This window comes from Lacibacter sp. H375, assembly GCF_037892425.1.
Lineage (GTDB): Bacteria > Bacteroidota > Bacteroidia > Chitinophagales > Chitinophagaceae > Lacibacter.
This window is the reverse complement of the sequence record NZ_JBBKTT010000001.1, coordinates 1429364-1450647: the sequence shown is the minus strand read 5'-3', so window position 1 is coordinate 1450647 and position 21284 is coordinate 1429364. Positions and strand designations below refer to the sequence as shown.

The 21284-nt window shown below is 40.7% G+C and carries 20 protein-coding genes; 12 read left to right on the top strand and 8 right to left on the bottom strand.

What is annotated here, in order from left to right; genetic code table 11:
• The first annotated feature begins 88 nt into the window (after window positions 1-88).
• Both WG954_RS06350 and WG954_RS06345 read left to right on the top strand, forming a co-directional pair.
• Window positions 89-3208: a WD40/YVTN/BNR-like repeat-containing protein gene (locus WG954_RS06350; RefSeq protein ID WP_340434704.1), complete on the top strand. Its 3120-nt coding sequence runs from the start codon at window positions 89-91 to the stop codon at window positions 3206-3208.
• Between the two features lie 145 nt (window positions 3209-3353).
• A complete protein-coding gene (locus WG954_RS06345; protein ID WP_340434702.1) occupies window positions 3354-4115 on the top strand; it encodes an SDR family oxidoreductase in 762 nt (253 codons plus the stop codon).
• A 28-nt stretch (window positions 4116-4143) separates the two neighbouring features.
• Here the strand turns inward: WG954_RS06345 and WG954_RS06340 are convergent, their stop codons facing one another.
• The 3 genes from WG954_RS06340 to WG954_RS06330 form a co-directional block, all read right to left on the bottom strand.
• Window positions 4144-4677 carry a DUF4199 domain-containing protein gene (locus tag WG954_RS06340; protein ID WP_340434701.1) on the bottom strand — a complete coding sequence of 178 codons (534 nt, stop codon included), beginning with the start codon at window positions 4675-4677 and terminating at the stop codon, window positions 4144-4146.
• Between the two features lie 105 nt (window positions 4678-4782).
• Window positions 4783-5265: a helix-turn-helix transcriptional regulator gene (locus WG954_RS06335; protein ID WP_340434699.1), complete on the bottom strand. Its 483-nt coding sequence runs from the start codon at window positions 5263-5265 to the stop codon at window positions 4783-4785.
• 47 nt (window positions 5266-5312) lie between these two features.
• Window positions 5313-6932 (bottom strand): Na+/H+ antiporter, encoded by a 1620-nt coding sequence (locus tag WG954_RS06330; protein WP_340434696.1) that lies wholly within the window; start codon window positions 6930-6932, stop codon window positions 5313-5315.
• A 132-nt stretch (window positions 6933-7064) separates the two neighbouring features.
• Here WG954_RS06330 and WG954_RS06325 point away from each other — a divergent pair, with 132 nt between their 5' ends.
• Complete coding sequence (locus WG954_RS06325) at window positions 7065-7730, top strand: 3-keto-alpha-glucoside-1,2-lyase-like domain-containing protein (protein ID WP_340434694.1); 666 nt, start codon at window positions 7065-7067, stop codon at window positions 7728-7730.
• A gap of 93 nt (window positions 7731-7823) precedes the next feature.
• Here the strand turns inward: WG954_RS06325 and WG954_RS06320 are convergent, their stop codons facing one another.
• Both WG954_RS06320 and WG954_RS06315 read right to left on the bottom strand, forming a co-directional pair.
• Complete coding sequence (locus WG954_RS06320) at window positions 7824-8609, bottom strand: hypothetical protein (protein ID WP_340434691.1); 786 nt, start codon at window positions 8607-8609, stop codon at window positions 7824-7826.
• Window positions 8610-8701: 92 nt separating this feature from the next.
• Window positions 8702-10369 (bottom strand): B12-binding domain-containing radical SAM protein, encoded by a 1668-nt coding sequence (locus WG954_RS06315; protein WP_340434690.1) that lies wholly within the window; start codon window positions 10367-10369, stop codon window positions 8702-8704.
• Window positions 10370-10551: 182 nt separating this feature from the next.
• Here WG954_RS06315 and WG954_RS06310 point away from each other — a divergent pair, with 182 nt between their 5' ends.
• The 3 genes from WG954_RS06310 to WG954_RS06300 are packed head-to-tail and all read left to right on the top strand — an operon-like array spanning window position 10552 to window position 11896.
• Complete coding sequence (locus tag WG954_RS06310) at window positions 10552-10908, top strand: ArsR/SmtB family transcription factor (RefSeq protein WP_340434688.1); 357 nt, start codon at window positions 10552-10554, stop codon at window positions 10906-10908.
• 35 nt (window positions 10909-10943) lie between these two features.
• Window positions 10944-11384, top strand: coding sequence for an SRPBCC family protein (locus tag WG954_RS06305; RefSeq protein ID WP_340434686.1), 441 nt, complete (start codon window positions 10944-10946; stop codon window positions 11382-11384).
• 11 nt (window positions 11385-11395) lie between these two features.
• Window positions 11396-11896, top strand: coding sequence for an SRPBCC family protein (locus WG954_RS06300; RefSeq protein WP_340434685.1), 501 nt, complete (start codon window positions 11396-11398; stop codon window positions 11894-11896).
• A 102-nt stretch (window positions 11897-11998) separates the two neighbouring features.
• On the opposite strand, the gene WG954_RS06295 is transcribed toward WG954_RS06300, so the two are convergent.
• A complete protein-coding gene (locus tag WG954_RS06295; RefSeq protein ID WP_340434683.1) occupies window positions 11999-13045 on the bottom strand; it encodes a T9SS type A sorting domain-containing protein in 1047 nt (348 codons plus the stop codon).
• A gap of 131 nt (window positions 13046-13176) precedes the next feature.
• Entirely contained in the window at window positions 13177-13443 is a 267-nt protein-coding gene (locus WG954_RS06290) for a hypothetical protein (RefSeq protein WP_340434681.1), read from the bottom strand.
• Between the two features lie 250 nt (window positions 13444-13693).
• Between WG954_RS06290 and WG954_RS06285 the strand changes: the two genes are divergently transcribed.
• From WG954_RS06285 to nagA, 6 genes are all read left to right on the top strand, one after another.
• On the top strand, window positions 13694-13996 hold the full coding sequence (locus tag WG954_RS06285; RefSeq protein WP_340434679.1) for an antibiotic biosynthesis monooxygenase: 303 nt from the start codon (window positions 13694-13696) through the stop codon (window positions 13994-13996).
• 334 nt (window positions 13997-14330) lie between these two features.
• On the top strand, window positions 14331-17417 hold the full coding sequence (locus WG954_RS06280) for a hypothetical protein (protein ID WP_340434677.1): 3087 nt from the start codon (window positions 14331-14333) through the stop codon (window positions 17415-17417).
• Window positions 17418-17479: 62 nt separating this feature from the next.
• Complete coding sequence (locus tag WG954_RS06275; RefSeq protein ID WP_340434675.1) at window positions 17480-17941, top strand: regulatory protein RecX; 462 nt, start codon at window positions 17480-17482, stop codon at window positions 17939-17941.
• Window positions 17942-17977: 36 nt separating this feature from the next.
• Window positions 17978-18946 (top strand): lipid A-modifier LpxR family protein, encoded by a 969-nt coding sequence (locus WG954_RS06270; RefSeq protein WP_340434673.1) that lies wholly within the window; start codon window positions 17978-17980, stop codon window positions 18944-18946.
• A 9-nt stretch (window positions 18947-18955) separates the two neighbouring features.
• Window positions 18956-19777: a nitrilase family protein gene (locus WG954_RS06265; protein ID WP_340434671.1), complete on the top strand. Its 822-nt coding sequence runs from the start codon at window positions 18956-18958 to the stop codon at window positions 19775-19777.
• Window positions 19778-19783: 6 nt separating this feature from the next.
• Entirely contained in the window at window positions 19784-20899 is a 1116-nt protein-coding gene (nagA, locus tag WG954_RS06260) for an N-acetylglucosamine-6-phosphate deacetylase (RefSeq protein WP_340434669.1), read from the top strand.
• On the opposite strand, the gene WG954_RS06255 is transcribed toward nagA, so the two are convergent.
• Window positions 20900-21211 carry a hypothetical protein gene (locus WG954_RS06255; protein ID WP_340434667.1) on the bottom strand — a complete coding sequence of 104 codons (312 nt, stop codon included), beginning with the start codon at window positions 21209-21211 and terminating at the stop codon, window positions 20900-20902.
• Window positions 21212-21284: the final 73 nt, after the last annotated feature.

Below are 21284 nucleotides of genomic sequence, written 5' to 3'. Positions count from 1 at the left end.
AAACTGTTCCATTCTTGTGCCGTTTATCAAAAACATTTGGAGGGGCAGTATTGTTTTCTCAATTTCAGTTTTCCTAAAACAAGCTTGTATGAGAATAATCGTTTTGGCCGCTACGGCCTTGCTGTGCTTTTCGGCTACGGCACAAATTAAAAATGAACAGTTTAAAAACCTGAAACCCCGCAACATTGGCCCTGCCGGTATGAGTGGACGGGTTACAGCTATTGATGCGTTGCATAGCAACCCCGAAACAATTTTTGTGGGTGGTGCCAGCGCCGGTGTTTGGAAAACAGACAATGGCGGTGCCACATGGGCTCCGTTGTTTGATGATCAGCCATTACTGAACATTGGTGCTATTAAAGTGCAGCAAAGTAATCCATCGGTGATTTGGGTTGGTACGGGAGAAGGTAACCCCCGCAACTCACTCAATCTTGGTGATGGTATTTTCAAAACCTTAGATGGTGGTAAAACATGGAAGCGGATGGGTCTTGAAAAAACAAAAAACATTCATCGTATCCTGATCGATCCAACAAACCCTAACACAGTTTATGCAGCAGCTATAGGGAATCCTTACGGCATCCATAGCGAACGTGGTGTTTACAAAACAACCAATGGCGGCGAAACATGGGAACGTATTCTTTATACGAACGATACAAGTGGTTGTGCTGAGTTGGTGATGGACCCATCGAACCCTAATAAACTTATTGCCAATATGTGGCAGCACCAACGCAAACCCTGGAACTTTAACAGTGGCGGCCCGGGCGGCGGACTTTATATTACTGTTGATGGCGGTAAGAACTGGAAGAAGTTAGGTAAGGAAGATGGTTTGCCTGCAGATCCTATCGGACGTTGCGGTTTGGCCTTTGCACCCGGTCGTCCAAATTTTGTGTATGCAAAAGTGGAAGCAACAAAAAATGGTTTTTATAAAAGTGATGATGGTGGCGTTACTTGGAAGCTGGTGAATAGTGATCCTGCACAGGTAACCGATCGTCCGTTCTATTACAATGAAATTTATGTTGATCCGAAAAATGAAAACCGCATTTACGACATTCACTCAACAGTAACAATGAGTGAAGATGGCGGTAAGAGTTTCACTACATTGATTCCTTACAATGGTATTCACCCCGATCATCATGCATGGTGGATCCATCCAACAAATGAGAATTTAATTATTGAAGGAAATGATGGCGGTATCGGCATCAGCAAAGACCGTGGTAAAACATGGCGCTTCGATGAACAATTACCATTCGGACAGTTCTATCATATTAATGTTGACAATGAACTTCCATATAATGTAATGGGTGGTTTGCAGGATAATGGCAGCTGGCGTGGACCTGCTTACACATGGGTTGATGGTGGTATCCGTAACTACTATTGGGAAAGTTTATGGGGTGGTGATGGCTTTGATGTTGTGCCCGATCCTACCGATAGCAAGTGGGTTTATGCAATGAGCCAGGGCGGTTCTGTTGGTCGTTATAATGTAACAACAGGTGCAGCAGAATCTATTCGTCCGCCTGCTCCTGCTGCACGCACAAAAATGCGTTTCAACTGGAACAGTGCAATTGCTCTTGATCCGTTCGATCCAAATACCGTTTACTTCGGCAGCCAGTTCTTAAACAAGAGTACTGATAAAGGAACAACCTGGAGCATCATTTCACCTGATCTTACGACCAACAATGCTGAACAACAGAAAGAAGAAACAGGTGGGTTAACATTGGATATTACCGGTGCTGAGAATTTCACTACCATTATGGCTATTGCACCATCACCCAAAAACAGAAATGTGATCTGGGTTGGTACAGATGATGGTAATGTGCAATTAACACAAGATGGCGGTAAAACATGGACCAACTTCCGTGGAAAAATTAGCGGCATGAATACGGGTGCATGGATTACACAGGTTCGTGCAAGTAATTATAATGAAGGTGAAGCATTTGTTGTGAGCAACGATTACCGTCGTGGTGATTTTGCCATCACGATCTTCCGCACAAAAGATTTTGGAAAAACATGGGAAAACATGTTAGCCAATAAAGGACTGAAAGGTTATGCACTTTGTATGATTCAAGACCCTGCAGAACCTAATTTAATTTTTGTTGGTACAGAACATGGCTTGTGGGTGAGCTATAATAACGGCAAAACATTTGAGCAGTGGAAGAATGGATATCCAAGTGTATCAACGTATGATCTTGCTATCCAGGAACGTGAGGCTGACCTTGTGATCGCAACATTCGGTCGTGCTGTTTGGGTGTTGGACGATATTCGCCCGTTGCGTGCTGCTGCAAAAGCTAACGGTGCATCTCAAACAACAAAAGTAAAAATGTTTGAAGCACCTGTTGCTTACCAGGCTAACTTCCGTAATGCTCCCGGCTACGAATGGAGCACTTGGGGTTTGTATGAAGGTGAGAACAAACGCAGAGGTGCCATGGTTTCATTCTTTGTAAATCATGCTGCCGATACAAGCAAAGCAAAAATGGATAGTGCAACGGTAAAAATTTATGATGATGCAGGAAAACAACTCCGCACATTACGTGTAAAAGCCGATACTGGTTTCAACCGTTTCTACTGGAATTTCGATACGAAAGGAAGTCGTTTCCCCGGTAGTCCAAAACCAAGACCAAATGCTCCTGAGCAAGGTGGTGGTTATGCTGTTTACCCTGGTACATATAAAGCTGTTATTACATTGGGTAAAGCAAGCGACTCTACCATGATCGTTGTAAAAGATGATCCACGCATGCCTGTGACACGTGCAGTGTACGATGCAAAAAAGAAAATGACTGAACGTTTGCAGCTTAGTGCCGATAAACTTACTGCAGCAATTGATAAGATCACTGACGCTGAAGAAACACTTACTAAAATTGATGCACAGTTACGTGGTGGCGAAGGAAAAGAGATCGACAGTTTACGTAAAGAAACAACCAAGATCCGTGATGAGATCAAGAAGATACGTGAAAGTATTTTTGGTCGTAGTGCAACAGATCGCCAAGGCATTACCCGTTTTGCTGATATCACTACACAAAGTATTTTAGGTAATGCACGCCAGGAAATTGGCGGCAAACTGGCAGCACCTACTGCACAAACAGAACGTTTAGTAGCTGAGGCTGAAACAGCAGTAACAGAAAGTGTAACGAAGATCAACGAATTTATTAACGGCAAATGGGCAGCTTACAGAAAATTGGCAGAAAGTACGCCGTTGAAGTTGTTTAAAGATTAAGTTAAGAGTTGAAAAGTAAAAAAGATAAAGAGGGGTTGCTTCTAAAAGAAGCAGCCCCTCTTTTTATAATTTAATAAAGTAAAATAATTATTCAAACGTACTTATGAGAAATGTTTTGTGTAATGGCATTTCAAAAAAATAACCAATGAACCTAAACAACAACACTATCCTTATTACAGGTGGCGCAACGGGTATAGGTCTTGATCTGGCGAAACTATTTATTCAAAGAGGTAATACCGTAATTGTTTGCGGCAGGCGAACTGATAAACTGGATGAGGCCAAACAGCTTTTACCTCAGCTTATAACACAGCAATGCGATCTTTCTGATATTGAACAACGACGTTCACTTTTTAATTTCTGTGTTACAGAATATCCCAAGCTGAATGTTTTGATCAACAATGCCGGGATTCAGCGTGAGATCGATTTTCGTAAGGGCGAGGAAGCTTATATTAATGGAGGCAATGAAACTGTTATCAATATTGAGGCTGTATTTCATTTAACAGCTTTGTTCACTCCACATCTTATGAAGCAATCTTCTGCTGCTATAATCAACGTATCATCTGGCTTGGGATTAGTGCCCCTGGTAATTGTTCCGGTCTATTCTGCTACAAAGGCTGCAATGCATTCATTTTCTATTTCACTCAGAAAACAATTGAAAAATACATCTGTAAAAGTGTATGAACTTATTCCTCCTATTGTTGACACTGATCTCGATAAAGGAGCACGGGAACGCAGGGGCCAAACAAACAAAGGAATAACTGCTGCAATAGTTGCTTCAGAAAGTATGAAAGGATTAGAACAAGACAAACCAGAAATTGCTATAGGCATCAGTAAACTGCTGCGTTATGGATACAGGATAAGTCCAACACTATTTTTAAAGATCATTAATAAACAGGTAAGTTCATAACTGATGCTGCGTTACGGCATCTGGTGCTTTAAGCAAGACTATCACTTTTTTTCTTTAAAATAAGTGCGGTAATCAATGCAACCAGCAAACCAACCGGCAATATTTCTACATAAGTAAAGAGTACAAAGAAGATCGGCTGCTTGTACAATTCCTTGTTTTTATTCATTTCATCAATTGTTTTTTGCAGTTCAGCGGGGGTGGAAGTAGCCCTTGCATTCTCGATCATCTGCGCACAATACTTATCCATAAAATCGGGCATATAGAAATTATAAACCAAGGCCCACATAATCACATACATAGTGGAAGCGATCAATGCGATGAGTACACCCATCTTGAATGCTTTTCCAAAACTGATGACGCCTCCATTCTGTTTATCACGATAATTTTTTACTGCTACAAAAATTAGAGAGAAAGCGATCAGCATGCTCAGGTAACCAACAACCATCGAACTGGTTCCATGAGCGGCATTGGAATTATTGCTCATATAGATCATGCTGGCGCCCATAAATACTGATACCAACAACCCGGCAATAAGACCGAAGACAAGTACATTCTTTTTCATGTGTAGTTTTTTATGCTGCAAAAATGGGAGTTCTATTTTCGAAATGCCTCATACTAAAGTATGAAATCATTGAAACGGCCTGTAAATCATACGAAAGTTTGAGGGTCAATCGATCAATTTCAACTGACGGGCTTTTTCAACCGCCTGGGTTCTTCGTTTCACATCCAGTTTTTCAAATAGCTTCGATGAATGTGTTTTCACTGTTGGCAACGATACAAATAACCGGTCGGCTATTTCCTGGTTGCTCAATCCTTCGGCCATCAGTTGCAGTACTTCCATTTCACGACTGCTTAAACCCAGTTTTTGTTTTTCACGTTCAATTGCTTCCTGCTCCTCTGCTGTTAACTCTTTTTGAAACACATTTTTTTCAACAATGATGGTTTGAATTTCTTTCTTCGGTTTTACCAGTTTTAATGCAAGCCAAATACCCAAGCCGGTAAAGAGCAGGGCAATGCTGAGAACGTAGATCTCAAAGGAATGACTGACGAGTACAAACTTATACTGCAACAACTGCAACAACAACAGAATAGCTACCAGCGAAGCAGCATAGAGGAAGACCTGTTTGTATTTCTGCAGAAAGCGGAGCATGATACTAAAATACTTTATTCTCAGAAAGGATTGCTCTTTTCAATGTATTACTCAGTTCCCGTTTCTTCCGTCAGTTTTTCACGCATTCTGAATTCTTCAAGATCAACCAGGGCAAGATATTTCCTGATAAGCTCCTCATTAAACTCTGCACGGTGATTTATTTTACTTAGTATGTTACGCTGGTGTTCCAGCAGATCGATATAGATGTTTTGATACTGTTGCAACGAATGGTCTTTTGTATCATTTAGTTCATCAAGCTCGTGTTCAAAAAAATTAAGATCCAGTTTCAACCTTGTGCGCATGTTACTTACATGCTTGTTTGTTCTGATTTCATCAGCATATTTCTGTTCTAATGTATGCAGTGTAGTAAAGGCTAATTTCTTTTGAATGATCAGCTCCTGTCTTTCATCGGTTATAACCGTATGCCTGTCTTCCGGGTTTATTTTTTTGATGATCCAGGGAAGTGATAAGCCTTGCAACACCAGTGTAACAATAATGACGATGAATGTAATAAAGAGAATAAGATTACGATGAGGAAATGGGGTACTACCATTAATGAACAACGGTATGGATAGTGCCGCCGCCAGCGAAACCACACCACGCATGCCTGCCCACCCGATAATAAAAGGCGATTTCCAACCCGGGTTATTATCGGCAACAGTAATGAACCGGCTCATCAACCGTGTAAAAACAGAAGCACCTAATGTGCAAAGCAAACGGGTGATAATAAGAACCAGGGAAATAAGCAGTCCGTAACCAATGGCCTTGGTTACACTTATGTCGCCAAGCTGTTTTGTGATATAAGGTAACTGCAGACCAATGAGCAAAAAGATGATACCATTCAACACAAACACAAGGTTACTCCAAACATTCACACTTTGCAGGCGGCTTTCATAACTGAGCATGCTATGTCGTTTGCCCGATAGGAACAATCCTCCGCTTACCACCGCAAGTACGCCGGAGAAATGAAAATATTCCGCACAGTAATACATGCAATATGGTGTGATGAGCGTTAACACAATATCGATACTGGGTGTGGTAGGCAAATAACGATGAATAACAAAAAAGATGAGGCCAACTAATAAACCAATAGCTACACCCATTCCAATAACCAATACAAAACTGCCGGCGGCTTGCTGCAAATGAAATTGCCCGGTAATGATGGCTGCTAACGCAAAGCGAAACACAATGAGTGATGCAGCATCATTCAACAGGCTCTCCCCTTCAAGAATGCTCAACGTTGATTTGGGCACATTTACATGACGCAGGATGGTGGTGGCAGATACAGCATCGGGAGGAGAAATGATGCCGCCCAACAAAAAACCCAATGCTAATGTAAAACCGGGAATGAATGCATTGGATACAAATGCAATAACACAGGAAGTAAGAATAACGATCGGGAATGCAAAGCTAGTGATCACTCTTCTCCACTTCCAGAATTCTTTCCATGATACCTGCCAGGCTGCTTCGTATAATAAAGGCGGAAGGAAAATAAGAAAGATGAGTTCAGGATCGATGGTGATATTGGAAAACAGTTTGGTAAAACTCAGCAGCAATCCACCTACCACCAATACGATCGGGTATGCCAGCTTCAATTTGTTGGCAATCATCACCAATGCGAGAATGATGAGGATGAGATAAACGTATTCAATGAAGTGAGTCTGCATGAACTGAATGTTTGTATAAAAATAAAGAAAGGGTGACTAAGGTCTTATATAAAATATGATGCCAGCATAAATGCATTCGAGGTCATATTGAGTATTGGCATTCTTAGTCCCGTTTTTTAATACCTTAGTAATATGAATCGATTTGTACTCTCACTTGTAATTTTTCTATCAATCAATTCAAATGCACAAACGATCAAGTTGGAAAGTAACAAACTTGAAGCTGTGCAGGTTTTCATGTCAATGGAAAAATTTATGGGAAGCCAGGTGGTAAAAGTGATCAAAGATTCAAGTGTGAAAGCTGTGGATGAGCCTACCTTTGTAAGGATCAAAGACGTTGATTTCAGCAACGGCATTATTGAAGTAAAAGTATTAAGCAGGTTGTTGAAAAATGCGTCGGAGTTCGCAAGAGGATTTATTGGTATTGCTTTCCGGATCAACGATAACAATACAAAGTTTGAGTGTATTTACTTGCGCCCAACAAATGGAAGGGCAATTGATCAGGTTCGGCGTAATCATTCCATTCAATATTATTCGTATCCTGATTATAAGTTTGATCGTTTGCGTAAGGAATCACCTGAGCGTTATGAAGCCTATGCCGATATGGAATTGAATAAATGGATCACTATGCGCATTGAAGTGAACGGAACGCAAGCAAAACTTTTTCTTAACAACAATCAACAACCATCATTGATCGTAAATGATCTGAAGCATGGATCAACTTCATCGGGTGGTATTGCATTATGGGTTGATGTTGGTACAGAAGGATATTTTAAAGACCTGAAGATCATCAAAAAGTGAACCGTTGCAATATCAGATATAAATGATCAGCACAAAACACTGTACTATGGCTCTGCCTGCAGCATTTCTCACAAGCTTATAGTTTGTTTTTGTTTACAGGTGCCGAATATAGTTTTTATTAAAGGAGTAGATGAGACTGAGGTTCCATACAAAACTGTTACCCGCAATTTCAGTTTTGATCGCTTTGTTCATAATGGTTTGCAGGCTCAGCGGAAATTTTTCATGTGCCAGTGTTAAACTGTGTGTAGCATAAAAGCCGTCTCTGCCCGTCATATTGAGATAATAAACCTGCGGAACAAACTTTGCATAAACGTTCCCTGCAATTTTTAAATGACTGAAGTTGGCATTGAGTGTGATGAAATGTGTGTTTTGCACTGATGTTTTATCCAATCCGTGTGAATACAAATAATACACACCAACAGTTATATTTTTTGAAAGAACAAAACTTGGTGTTAAATCCATTGCAGCATAACGATCTGCACGATTGATGTTTACACTTGTGCCATTGTTGCTCACAGGTACTGTCCGGAATATATACGACGGATGAACACCCATGCTCATTCTGAATTTAGAGTTGTTCACGAATTTATATCTCCACCAAAAAACAAAAGACCATGGCTTACCATCCGTTCCGAAACGGAAGAAAGGTTCAAACGTTAACTTCTTACCGCCAATATTCATATCAAACATGACTGCAGGTCTTCCTAATGAAAAAGAAGGAATGAGTGAAATGCCGTTTTGTGTTGCGGTGATGGTGCCGCCAAAATGTTTCACTTTTTGTACACTGTCGCTTTCCTGGCAAACAGCGTTTGTGGTTTTCAGCAGAAGCAGTATAACTGCAATAACGGTAAGACAATGGCAAGAAGATACTTTTTTCATGACTCTTGTTTACAAATGCAAAACAAAGAAATGAAGGGTTCTTCAGTTAACCGGTTTCAAAGGATTGATTACGAAAATCAAACAATTTTTTATTAACGCTGCCGACCAATACCGATTGCTTCCAATACTTGCGGCTTGCTTTTTCCATCAAACGCAATCACCATTGTTGCTTCTGCAGGCAGAATATGGTTATGCTCAACAAACTCAGCCCAGTTAAAACTCAGAGACAGCATTGCAAAACGAAGTTTATGATGATTTAGTTTATGTTCTTCGATCAACTGCTGTTTTGCAGACGCATCTACTTCCGGCAATAAAAGTGATACCGGTTTTATTTTGTGCTGCAAATAATAATCAATGCTGAGGAGTTGTTGCAACACTGCATCTTCTGGATAGACTTCTTTGGCATAAGCAAACAACTGCGTGTATACATCTTTCAGATCATGTTTATGAAGATCACAATGCTCGGTAAAGTAATTGCCAAGACCTTGCATGAAATCGAACACACTGTAATAAGACGTTACATATTTCAATGTGTTGATGGCACGTGGCTTGTTCCAATACATTTCCAATGCTTCTTCTGCCAATACTACCTGCTCCAGTTCGGCCCTGCTCATGTATTTGCTTTCAATGATCTGGTAAGGCGCAACAGGATCGTAGATATAACCATGTGCAGCTGCTGTTTTACGCACTGGTGTTCCCTTTAAGAATTTCAGGAAGCCCAATTGTAATTCGGGTGCAAAGAGTTTAAATACTTCTTCGAAACTGTATTTGATATCTTCAAAATAATCGAGCGGTAAACCAACGATAAGATCGAGATGCAGATCCACCACATCCTGCACCTGCTTAATGATGCCTTTTGTTTTTTCGAAATTCTGTTTGCGGCTTACTTCGAGGTTTGCTTTTTGATTGACTGTTTGAATACCTATTTCAAAGCGGAACAAACCTTTCGGTACTTTCTCATTAATGAACTTGATAATATCTGCATGCAGAATATCAGCCGTAATTTCAAACTGGAAAACATTGCCCGGCTTATGATTGTCGAGAATAAATTGAAACACATCCAGTGTAAAGTCACGCTTCATGTTAAACGTACGGTCAAGAAACTTGATCACACGGCCATGCTTCATTAAATAAAGCAGGTTGCTTTTTATATCAGCCATTGGCAGGTAACGCACATTGTTATCGAGGCTTGCTAAACAGAATCCACATTTGTACGGACAACCACGACTCGTTTCAATATAACAAACCTTATTGTACAGGTCTTCAATCGGATCGTTGATGTAGGGATTTACGCCAATGAAATTACTTACATCATATGTCACAGACTTTTCTTCGTAACGAACTTCGCCATCAACTTTATAAACAAGATTTGGAACTGCTTCTACATTCGGGTAATGTGTTAAAAATTCATGGAATGGAATTTCACCTTCGCCACAAATAATATAATCAATACAATCACGTGCAATGATCTCTTCCCATTCGTAACTCACTTCCGGTCCGCCCAATAAAATTTTACAGTTGGGATTAATGGCTTTGATGCGTTCTGCCACCTTTAGTGTTTGCGTAATATTCCAGATATAACAACTGAACGCCACTACATCGTTATCAGCACATTCTTTAGCGATCTCATCCACATTCATGCGTATGGTAAATTCCTTCCACGACAAACCTTCGTGGTGCTTATTCAACTCATACAAGATCCGGATCGCCAGGTTGAGGTGAATGTATTTTGCATTAAGGGTGGTGAGTAACAAACGCATCCGGCAAAAATAGTTCATCTGGCGCAAGTCATCGATAGGTATGCCATACCTATTGGAAACCGACAAACAATACTATAAGATATAGGAGGGCATACCTAAATCCATCAAAAAAATATTCTCCAAAATTTGCGTAAGCAAATACTTACATATATATTTGTGTAAGTAAACACTTACGCATTAATATGGCATACGAAGCAAGAAGAGATGTGTTCCAGGCAATTGCCGACCCAACACGCAGGGAAATAATCGGGCTGGTTGTAAAACAACCGCAGAACCTGAATGCCCTCGCCGAAAATTTTAATGTAAGCCGGCCCGCAATTTCGCAGCATGTAAAAATATTAACCGAGTGCGGCCTCATTATTATTAAGCAGAAGGGGCGTGAGCGTTATTGCGAAGCAAAACTGGATGCACTCAACGAAGTATCAGCATGGATCGAACAGTACAAACAATTCTGGGAACAGAAGCTGGATGCTTTGGAAACCTATCTCGAAAAAATTCAACAGCAACCATCAAAAAAGCGATTGCCGAAACAGAAGTGAGATAAATAAAATGCTTAACGATTAAACTCTATTTTATGCAGGCAGCAAAAAATATTGTACTCGAAAAAATTTACAAAGCACCCATTGCTATTGTATGGCAGGCCATTACTGAAGAGCAACACATGCGTAACTGGTATTTCGATTTTAAAGGACAGTTTCACTTAAACGTTGGACATTTATTCGATTGGTATGCCGGTGATCTCAAAGACAAACAATGGCTGCATCGTGGTGAAATGCTGGAGATCATCCCCAATAAAAAATTAGTACACACTTGGACCTATCCCGGGTACAGCGGCAAAGCCATTGCTTATTGGGAACTTACTGAAATAGATGCAGCGACAACCAAACTCAATTTCCGTTTTGAATTTGCTGAAGCATTTGATGCAAATGAATCTGCATTGGTACGTGACAATTTTGTAAGCGGATGGAACGAACTTATCCTCAATAGTCTTGAACAATATCTCAATAAACAATAAAAGCTATCATCATGTCAACAGTTAAAGAACAGTTTTCAATTACACGTACATTCAAAGCAAGTAAACAACAGGTGTTTGATGCATTTGCAAATGCAGAAGCATTAGCCAAATGGTGGGGACCAAAAGGTATGTCTGTTGATGTGTTGCAACTCGATTTTCGTGCAAAAGGAATTTTCCATTACAGCATGAAAGTTGCCGATAACATTGGTTATGGGATTTTTCATTATGTGGCAATTGAAGAACCAAATCGCATTGAATGGATCAATTCATTCGCCAACGAAGCCGGTGAAATTATACAGGCACCTTTTCCGGGATTGGTTTTTCCAAAACAAGTGATGAACATCATGACCCTCACGGAAGAAAACGGTTTTACTACGTTGCACTTAACAGGTTACCCTATCAATGCAAGTGAAGAAGAAGAACAAACTTACTATTCGATGTTTGCAAGTATGAACCAAGGATTCACAGGTACGCTTGATCAACTGGAAGAATATTTGAATCAGGTTCTGTAAAGGTCTTAACTCTGCGTTCTCTGTTTAACAGCGTAAACAATTCGTCTCGCACATAAGTTTAAAGAGCGCAGAGTTTATTTTATCAAAAGACATATTGAACAATTATTTCGCAATCACAAACTGCCTCACCTCCACTTTCTTTCCGCCAATCACCTGCAAAAGATAAACACCTGCCGGCAACATTGCTGTTTTGATCGCAAATGAATTTACTGCAATTGGTTTATCAACTGAATACACAAGTTTTCCATTGGCATCGTAAATCTTTATTCTACGGTAAGAAAAAAGTTCAGCATTATTGAACTGCACAAACAGATCTGATTTTGTTGGGTTAGGGTAAAGTTTGATTGCAGTTCGCTGTTCATTTTCACCTACACTTGTTATAACCGAATGTGTCATGTTAAATGTGTAGAGTGAAGAACTCCAGCTGATGTTCTGACTACGTAAGCGGATATAATATTTCCCCGGTTGTATTTGTTTGTTTAAGCTTACGTTGCTGCCGCTCGATGAACCAATCGTCTCCGCTATTTTGGTTTTTGTATTATCGTATAAAGCCACTCCTATCTGCACATTAGAAGGAACAGGGTTTACTGTTACTGTCAGCAACTCTTCTTGTGTAATATCAAAAGTAAAATTGTCTTCGTCGTTGTCGTAATCAATCGATGCACTGATGGGTGACGAGTTCCCAATGGATGTTGCTGTGTTCAGTGTGTTGTTGCATTCGTATTGATCCGCACTGTTGGTTGTAAGCCCTAACCGATAGGTTGGTCCGGCCATGGTTCTGCTTGATTCAAAAACCATAAAATAATAAGTACCAGCTCCGCAAGCCAAAACTGAAAAATTAATGGTGCCGCCGGCCGAAACACTCGATACACCCAAATATGATTTATCGGGATTAAACACATGAATGGTAACCGGTGCATTACCAGTTACCTGGTCGATAGTAATATTAAGTGCACTGATGTTGGGCACCTGTATACAATAAAAATCACTGTCGTTGGCTTTGTTAAAAGTGCCGGTTAAAGACGAACCAAATGTTAACTGGTTGCATTGCTCAAACTTGTTATTCGGTTCAGTTTCCGTTTGTGCAGATGAAACGTTTACTGAGAAGAACGTAACAAAAAGAAAAAAGAAGAGATAGTTTTTTGTCATTGTCTGGCTTTTCAAAAGATACAAGGCTGCTAAAATACTAATTTCTAAAATAGTTGTACTGGTTTACAGGCATGATGAGTGATATATTATACGAAAGGTTTTGGGGTTGTTTCTTCACTACTACCTGTTTTTTAAACACCAAACAACAATAAGCGAAACGCCCTGGCTGCATTATGGACCAGTTCGTTCCAGTCATCTGCAGCGGAACCATCAGCACCATCAGAAATATATTTTAAGCAGAGAAGGGGGGTGTTTTCTTTATATGTAATGAGTGCAAGTGAATAAGCTTCCATGTCCACAACGCTGTATTCTGTTACAGCATGATTAATTTCAAAACTATCGCCTGTACCGCAGATACCTTTCGGCAAACCATCTATCCGCAAGCCATATTCAAACACAGGATCAACACCGGAGAAAGGAGTTTCGTAGAGTTGAAAACCAAGCCCTCATACATCCACTTTGAACGAATACCTGGGTTAGCCACTGCCGCAAAAATTGCAACAAAAAAGCTGTCACGGTGCAAAACTTTCACTTGCATTTCTCCTCTAAAACATTCTAACTTTATGCCTCTTTCCCCCTGAAAGCAGATCCTGCTTTGTGATAACTCTGAAATTCATTTCTCAGATTTATTCACTAAAAACAAATACCATGAACCAGATCGTAGTTGAGTTCAATACTGCCGGTGGTACAGCAAGGCAATATGAACAAATTTGGGAAGACCTCAAAGCTGCGGGACATGAACATCCCAGAGGAATCATTTCACATGTAGGTTTTGCAAAACCTGATGGGAACTGGTGCGTTGTTGATGTTTGGGAATCGCAACAAGCGTTTGATGAGTTTGGTAAAACATTAATCCCTCTTCTTGAGAAAAATGGTTTCAAGGAAGGCAAACCAAAGGTTTATCCTGCTCATTATGTGTACATCGGTGAGACTGAACATGCTTATGCTTGAGCAATGCAGAAATTAAACAATTAAAAGTAAGGGTGAAGATGTTCACCCTTTTTTACAGTAGCTTCTTTGCAATACCCCCAACTAAATTGTATTTTACAGTACCATTAAATTCTGCTTCATGAGGAAATGCATGCCACATGTTATAGCTCTTCCACGTACGCTACTATTTTCCTTTCAAAAATATATTGGCTTATACGGTAACAAAAACGGGTTGATCTGTATATACAAATCAGTAAGACAGTTCAATCAACCGACCACTGCCTTCGTTGTATAAACAGTAGCAATCTTCCTGTTCAACAACCAAAGCAGTTAATAACCACTAAAGCAACCAGCAATGAAGAAAATGATTTTCTTTCTGTTACTGCTATGCTCACAAGCAACACGCAGCCAGAACAACCGCAGTTTATTCAATGGAAACGACAACTGGGATTTTGGTCTTAGTTCAGGAGCTTCCTTTGGTCTCAACAGTAATGAAGCATCACTGTTTCGTGGTAACGGGCTTGTGACTGGTCTCAACAGCCAATACTTTTTTGGTCCGTTGGGCCTGGGTGTAAGCGGAGGTTTCATGAACAGCAAACTCAGTACCGCTGCCATTAATCAATTTATGATTGATCGCAAGTTTCCACAAACAAGCCTTGTGACCACAACTCCTTCACAAAATGCATTCTTATTAGTTGGGCCTTCATTAAGATTGGGGCAACGGACACAACTGATTGCTTCTGTTAAAGGCGGTATGTTCTTTAATCAAAGCGGCGGATTGATCATTGGTCAGCAGGGAGCAGTACGTCCCTTGTATCGTTTCGATGCAGGAACCAAATCATTGTTCCCCGGTTTAAATGGATCGCTTTCATTTTCTTATCCCGTTGGTGCAACATCGTCCCTTTTATTATCAACTGATTTTTTACACTCTTCTTCTTCCATTCAATTATATGATCCGCAGCAAGGCATTGATATACCAGTTGAACAAAAACGGAAAATGCAAACCATCAACGCCGGTATTACATTCATCAAAACATTTGGTATTAAATCGCCACGTGATGCTGCCAGCGGACAGAGTAGTGGAAAAAGGGAAAGAGGAAGCGGATTGGCAACCGGTCGTCGTCAGTACGAACCCGTTACCGATGGTAACGATAACAACCGTGTGCTGAAAACGAAAACAAAAAGCAATCAAAGTAATGATCGTGTACATGGTGATCCGCATGTAGATGATGGTACCAGTATTATTGATCCTGAAAATAAACGTGTGGTGAAAACCAAAACAAAAAGTAACCAGAGTAATGACCGCAGCGTGTCAAAAAGTTGTGGACCGGTTACAACTAAAACAACACATCCTGATGGTACGGTGGAAGAGCAAACTTTCAGTTGCCCCGATGATGCAGTGAATTATAAATTAAAAATTGATGGTGGCATGCCCAACCGTATTTCCATGAATGTAACAGTTCCCAAACAAACGCAGGGTGCAACATTTGGTGAAAAAGTAAACCAAGGCTTGCATGCAGCCGGATCACATCTTGTTTCAGGAAAAATTGTACGCAATAGTGCCGGTGGTGGTGCAGGTGGCATTGTTACAAATAAAACGCATAGTGGCGGCGGGGCTGCTGCTGCGAGTTATGCTGCAACAGGTATGGTTGTTAATAACGGTCCTCATTTGAATCTCTTTGCAAGAGAAGCCGGTAGCGGAATGGCAAGCGGGAAACGGGAAAGAGGCAGTGGCATGGCAACTGGCCGCAGACAATACCAACCATTATTTTTTGATGGACAGACGCAGGGAGAAGTTTGTAATCCCTGCATGGCCGAAGTAAAGAATCCTTTATATGAAGAAAAAGGACAGGGACATAATCCTCTTTTTAAAAGCAAACAAACAACTGCTGATGATGATTGTGATGGCGCAGCAGAGGGGTTTGATATTTATTTGATCGATCGAAACACAGGCGCTTCAGTAGCCAGAACAAAAACAAACAAGTGTGGTGAATACTGGTTTGCCAATGTGCCCGATGGAAATTACAGTGTGCAGGTGAGTGGTACATTCCTTAGCAAGAAAGGATATGATTATTACCAGGCACAGTCGAATACAAGAACAGATATTGCCGGCGAAGTGTTGATGCCCGATGAAACATGGCAGCATATCATGCACAATAATAACACGCCACAAACAAAAGCAGGGATCAGTACTTCACGGAGTAATATCAGAACCAGGAACAGTATTACCGTTGCATCAGGTGATGTAAACGGAGATGGCACTGCTGATTATTACCGTGCAATCGCTACATACAGTGATGGCACAAGTAAAATAATTGCTGAAGGTTCGCTTAGTGCGAATGCAACTGTGATTACAATTCCGTTTGAAGAAAACAATCAACAAAAAACAGGCGTCAATACTTCACGCTCTAATATCAAAAACTTCACCATAACAAGTGCAGATGTAAATGCTGATGGCGTGGCTGATATTACTGTGCGTGGTTTGTTTAGTGACGGAACTACAAAAGATATTACTGAATACTGCGACAGTAAACAACAACCAGGTGTAATACAGATCAGCATTGCAGTAGCTGATGTGGATGGTGATGGTATGAGTGATTTAATCTGGAGCCCACGCAGTAACATTGGTCTAAATGCCAGAACAAATAACATCAATGTAAATGAGTTGCCAACAGCCATCATCAATACATCACGTTCAAATATCAAAAATCTTGCAGTTACAGTTGCTGATGTGGATGGAGATGCTGTGAGTGAACTTGTTGTTGGAAATAAGAGCGCTTCTTTATTGGGAGGAGCTCTCCCGGGTGGAGCTGTTATCAGTGCAGCGATGAAGCCTGGCAACCCGATTGGTGGGCTAAACATCAAAGGCGGAAAAAATCCCGGGGGTGATACCGCCCGTATGCGTACCAGTTCATTGGGCGAATTTGAATTCACAAATCTTGATCCGGGGAATTATACATTCATTGTTGAAGCTAGATATATCATCAGCGATGAAACTGATATTGATTTGAATGACGATGACAGTAATGGAGATGGTACACAAAACAACACAACATTAAAAACAACCACACCAAAACAAACACAAGGTGCCACTTTTGGTGAAAAGGTAAATGCCGGCCTGGCCACATCCTCTTTCAACAGTTTGCTGACCACATTAACAGAACTGGATACACAATTGCAGAATGACGCTGTTTCAACAAAAGCAGGTATCAGTACATCAAGAAGTAATCTTCGCCGGGTGAGTAACAGCATTGTTGCGATCAATACCGATCTTCAAAACGGAAACACAGCAGCGGCTCAATTAAAAATGCAAACCCTGCAAACACAGTTTATGGATTTACAAACCTCTCTAAATTCTCTTGGCGCAGCATACACAAGTATTTCCAACGTGCTTAAAACAAAACATGATACCGCTAAAAACAGTGTCGGTAATATCCGCTAACAACAAACAATCCTGAGATTAAAAAAAGTTCCTTCACAGGAACTTTTTTATTTTCGTTCTGCATGTACAAACAACAGCTCACCAAAGAACAGGCACACCAGAAGGCAAAGCATTACTGTGCTTACCAGGAGCGTTGCCACAGTGTGGTAAAGGAAAAACTATATGGCTTCGGATTGCGTAAATCTGATGTGGAGGAGTTGTTGTCGAAACTCATTGAGGAAGATTACCTTAACGAAGAACGTTTTGCCACACAGTTTGCCGGTGGCCGTTTCCGCATGAAGCAATGGGGACGGGTAAAGATCAAGTATGAACTCAAACAAAAGTATGTAAGTGAGTACCTGATCAAAAAAGCTATGAAAGCTATTGATGAAGAAGATTACTGGGCTACAGCACAAAAACTGTTTGACCAGAAATTGAAACAACTGAAAGGCGAAACTAACATCTTCATCCGCAAAAAGAAGCTCACCGATTATTTAATGCAAAAAGGCTATGAACAAAACATCATTAGCGAATTGTTACGTTAAGTTCCATGTTCTGATTTTTTGTAATCTTGTAACCGCATGTTGAAACCAGCCATTGTAACCCTCCTTCTTATTTCCTGTTTTGCCTTTGTTCGGGCTCAGGATTCAGCCAATGTTTATACAAAAGAGTTTACATTAATAACCGAGAATGATAATTACAATTTCACTAAGAAGGATCGTTACTATTCCAATGGGCTTTTTCTACGCTATCAGTGGTTGGCAAAAAATCGCTCATCCTCAAGACTGGCTGGCAAACTGCATCGTATTGAAGCGGGACAAATGATCTATAATCCTCATCTCAATCGTCGTTCTCTGGAACAGGTGCTTGAGCAACAGGACCGTCCTTATGCAGGCTGGTTGTACGCCAGCTACGGACAAACAAATGTGTTTAACGATGAGCGTGTCTTGCAATTCGATGGAACAGTTGGTATTCTTGGTCCCGGTGCAAAAGGAAAAGAAGTACAAACAAACTATCATAAGATCATTGGTCTGTATAAACTTTATGGCTGGGAAAACCAGTTGCAAAACGAAATGGGTGTAAACGCATCGGTTCGTTATTATCAACCATTGATCGCTGCTACAAAAAACTTTAGTCTTCATGCAGCTGGTAAAGCAACATTAGGAAATACATTTACCAATGCATCCGCCGGTGTGTTATTAAAGCTTGGCAAGCTGGAAGATGAACAGTACAGCGCATACTGGACTGGCCGACTCGGGCAAAGCAAACAACAGCAGCGTAATAAAACTGAATTCATCTTTTTCCTAGAGCCAACACTTATGGCGCAGGCGTATAATGCAACTGTGCAGGGCGGTCTATTCCGTGAGGATAAAGGGAACTATACGTCAGAGCTGAATCCGTTCATTTATATCGTTAAGACAGGGATCATACTTTCAAACCGTCAGACTTCCTTCTCAGCTTACTATCATATCAAACAACGGGAAGCAAAAACTATGATCGAACCGTTTGAAGTGTACGGTGCTTTTGCAATCAGCATCCGCTTTCGTTAACTTCGTGGCATGAGTCATCTTACATTCACACTCATTCAAGCAAATCTTCATTGGGAAGATAAGGCAGCCAACCTGCAGATGCTGGAAGAGACGATCAATTCTATTCAACATCCTACGCAGATCATTGTGCTTCCGGAAATGTTCAACACCGGTTTCAGTATGAAGCCTGAAGAACTGGCTGAAGACATGAATGGTCCAACAGTTGAATGGATGAAAAAGATCGCCGCAGAAAAACGTGTGATTATAACGGGTAGTTTGATGGTGAAAGAAATTGAAACAAGTGAAACCGGCGAAGCAGGGCCAACTCATTATTACAACCGCCTTATCTGGATGTTACCAAATGGCCAACACGGCGTGTATGATAAACGTCACTTGTTTGCTTATGCAGATGAAGACAAACATTATACAGCAGGAACAAAACGTTTGATTGCATCTGTGAATGGCTGGAAGATCAACCTGATGGTGTGTTATGATCTGCGGTTCCCTGTTTGGGCAAGGCAGCAATCAAAAGATGATGAACCCGAGTATGATGTATTGATCTATGTTGCGAACTGGCCCGAACGAAGAGTGCATGCATGGAAAACATTACTTACTGCAAGAGCCATCGAAAATCAAAGCTATGTAATTGGCGTGAACCGTACAGGTAATGATGGTAACAGCATTTATCATAGTGGCAACAGTATGGTCATTGATGCAATGGGTGAAGTGATTTTTGAAAAAGAACATGACGAAGATGTATTCACCGTTACACTCTCCAAAGAAAAACTTGAAGAGATACGTCATAAACTTCCTTTCTTAAAAGACGGAGATGCGTTCAGCATTCTTCCATAATACAATATGCTGGCATTTTACAACGGAACAGTTTTTACCGGTGATCGTTTTATAAACGGTCATGCAGTGTTGGTGAATAATGGGATAATCGAAGCCATAGTACCTGCCGCCGATCTTGCTGCTGATATTGATCGTTACGATCTGCAGGGAAATTTATTAGTGCCTGCGTTTATCGATCTGCAATTGTATGGCGGCAATGGTTTGTTGTTTTCAGAGGCGTTGAATGAAGAGGCAATACATGCAACAGATGCTTATTGTGTAAGTGGTGGGTGTACACGTTTTCTTTTAACGATGGCTACCAACAGCATCGATGTTTTTGTGAAAGGAATTGATGTTGTAAAAAGATTCCTCCAACAAAATGCAAATAGTGGTTTATTGGGTTTACATCTTGAAGGACCGTATATCAATCCAATAAAACGTGGTGCACATTTACTGGAATACATCAAACAACCCACACTTGATGAAGTAAAGTTATTGCTTGATAAAAGTGAAGGCATTGTAAAGATGATGACGCTTGCACCAGAGCAGTGCAGTGATGAGGTGATTCAACTCCTGCTTAATAATAATATAGTTGTTTCCGCTGGTCACAGTAACGCAACTTATGAACAGGCAACAGCCGGTTTCAACAAAGGCATAACAACTGCAACACATTTATTTAATGCCATGTCGCCATTGCAGGGAAGAGAGTTGGGCATGGTGGGTGCAATTTATGATCATGCAACCGCACACAGCAGTATTGTGTGTGATGGATTTCATACTTCGTTTGCTGCAATTCGTATCAGCAAAAAAATGATGCAGGAACGTTTGTTCCTGATCACCGATGCAGTAACTGAAACACGGGAAGGAGCATACCAGCACTTATTAAAAGATGATCGATATGTATTGCCCGATGGAACATTGTCGGGTTCTGCACTAACCATGATAAAAGCGGTGAACAATTGTGTAAACAAGGCAGGTATTGAATTTGATGAAGCGTTGCGGATGGCTTCGCTTTATCCTGCAAGAGTAGCCGGCATAACGCAATCAGCAAAAATTGAAACAGGTTATATTGCTGATTTTGTTGTGCTATCTAAAACACGTGAAGTGCGATCAGTATTTCGTTCCGGGAAACAGTTACTGTAGTTATTTTTTATTGATGCTTTTGATCTCATACACATCCAGCGGTTCTGCACAAAAGCATTGATACTTTTCATCTGTTTTCACCAAACAAGCCGATACAGCCAAGTCATCTACCTGGTAAGTTGAACTGAGATTTTTCAGTTTCACCGGTTTTGTAAATTCATCCGACTGAAGATACCAGCCCAACCCGTCAACAGCAGGCTCACCGCCCCATTGAATTGTTCCATCAATACAAGTAGTATCCTTACAGTTTCTTTCTTTTTGACATGCTGTAAAAAGAAAGAAGGTCATCAGTACCAGGAAAATCTGTTTCATGTACACTTTTTAATTCTTAGAAATTTGCCACTTAACATTCGCCATGACCATTGTTGTTTGCCGTTAATGCTAG

Coding starts and splice junctions, on each gene's coding strand:
- WG954_RS06300 (WP_340434685.1), top strand. CDS start 11,396: ATGTCAACAGTTAAAGAACAGTTTTCAATTACACGTACATTCAAAGCA.
- WG954_RS06275 (WP_340434675.1), top strand. CDS start 17,480: ATGTACAAACAACAGCTCACCAAAGAACAGGCACACCAGAAGGCAAAG.
- WG954_RS06285 (WP_340434679.1), top strand. CDS start 13,694: ATGAACCAGATCGTAGTTGAGTTCAATACTGCCGGTGGTACAGCAAGG.
- WG954_RS06270 (WP_340434673.1), top strand. CDS start 17,978: ATGTTGAAACCAGCCATTGTAACCCTCCTTCTTATTTCCTGTTTTGCC.
- WG954_RS06320 (WP_340434691.1), bottom strand. CDS start 8,609: ATGAAAAAAGTATCTTCTTGCCATTGTCTTACCGTTATTGCAGTTATA.
- WG954_RS06280 (WP_340434677.1), top strand. CDS start 14,331: ATGAAGAAAATGATTTTCTTTCTGTTACTGCTATGCTCACAAGCAACA.
- WG954_RS06330 (WP_340434696.1), bottom strand. CDS start 6,932: ATGCAGACTCACTTCATTGAATACGTTTATCTCATCCTCATCATTCTC.
- WG954_RS06350 (WP_340434704.1), top strand. CDS start 89: ATGAGAATAATCGTTTTGGCCGCTACGGCCTTGCTGTGCTTTTCGGCT.
- WG954_RS06335 (WP_340434699.1), bottom strand. CDS start 5,265: ATGCTCCGCTTTCTGCAGAAATACAAACAGGTCTTCCTCTATGCTGCT.
- WG954_RS06255 (WP_340434667.1), bottom strand. CDS start 21,211: ATGAAACAGATTTTCCTGGTACTGATGACCTTCTTTCTTTTTACAGCA.
- WG954_RS06265 (WP_340434671.1), top strand. CDS start 18,956: ATGAGTCATCTTACATTCACACTCATTCAAGCAAATCTTCATTGGGAA.
- WG954_RS06325 (WP_340434694.1), top strand. CDS start 7,065: ATGAATCGATTTGTACTCTCACTTGTAATTTTTCTATCAATCAATTCA.
- WG954_RS06295 (WP_340434683.1), bottom strand. CDS start 13,045: ATGACAAAAAACTATCTCTTCTTTTTTCTTTTTGTTACGTTCTTCTCA.
- WG954_RS06315 (WP_340434690.1), bottom strand. CDS start 10,369: ATGCGTTTGTTACTCACCACCCTTAATGCAAAATACATTCACCTCAAC.
- nagA (WP_340434669.1), top strand. CDS start 19,784: ATGCTGGCATTTTACAACGGAACAGTTTTTACCGGTGATCGTTTTATA.
- WG954_RS06305 (WP_340434686.1), top strand. CDS start 10,944: ATGCAGGCAGCAAAAAATATTGTACTCGAAAAAATTTACAAAGCACCC.
- WG954_RS06345 (WP_340434702.1), top strand. CDS start 3,354: ATGAACCTAAACAACAACACTATCCTTATTACAGGTGGCGCAACGGGT.
- WG954_RS06340 (WP_340434701.1), bottom strand. CDS start 4,677: ATGAAAAAGAATGTACTTGTCTTCGGTCTTATTGCCGGGTTGTTGGTA.
- WG954_RS06310 (WP_340434688.1), top strand. CDS start 10,552: ATGGCATACGAAGCAAGAAGAGATGTGTTCCAGGCAATTGCCGACCCA.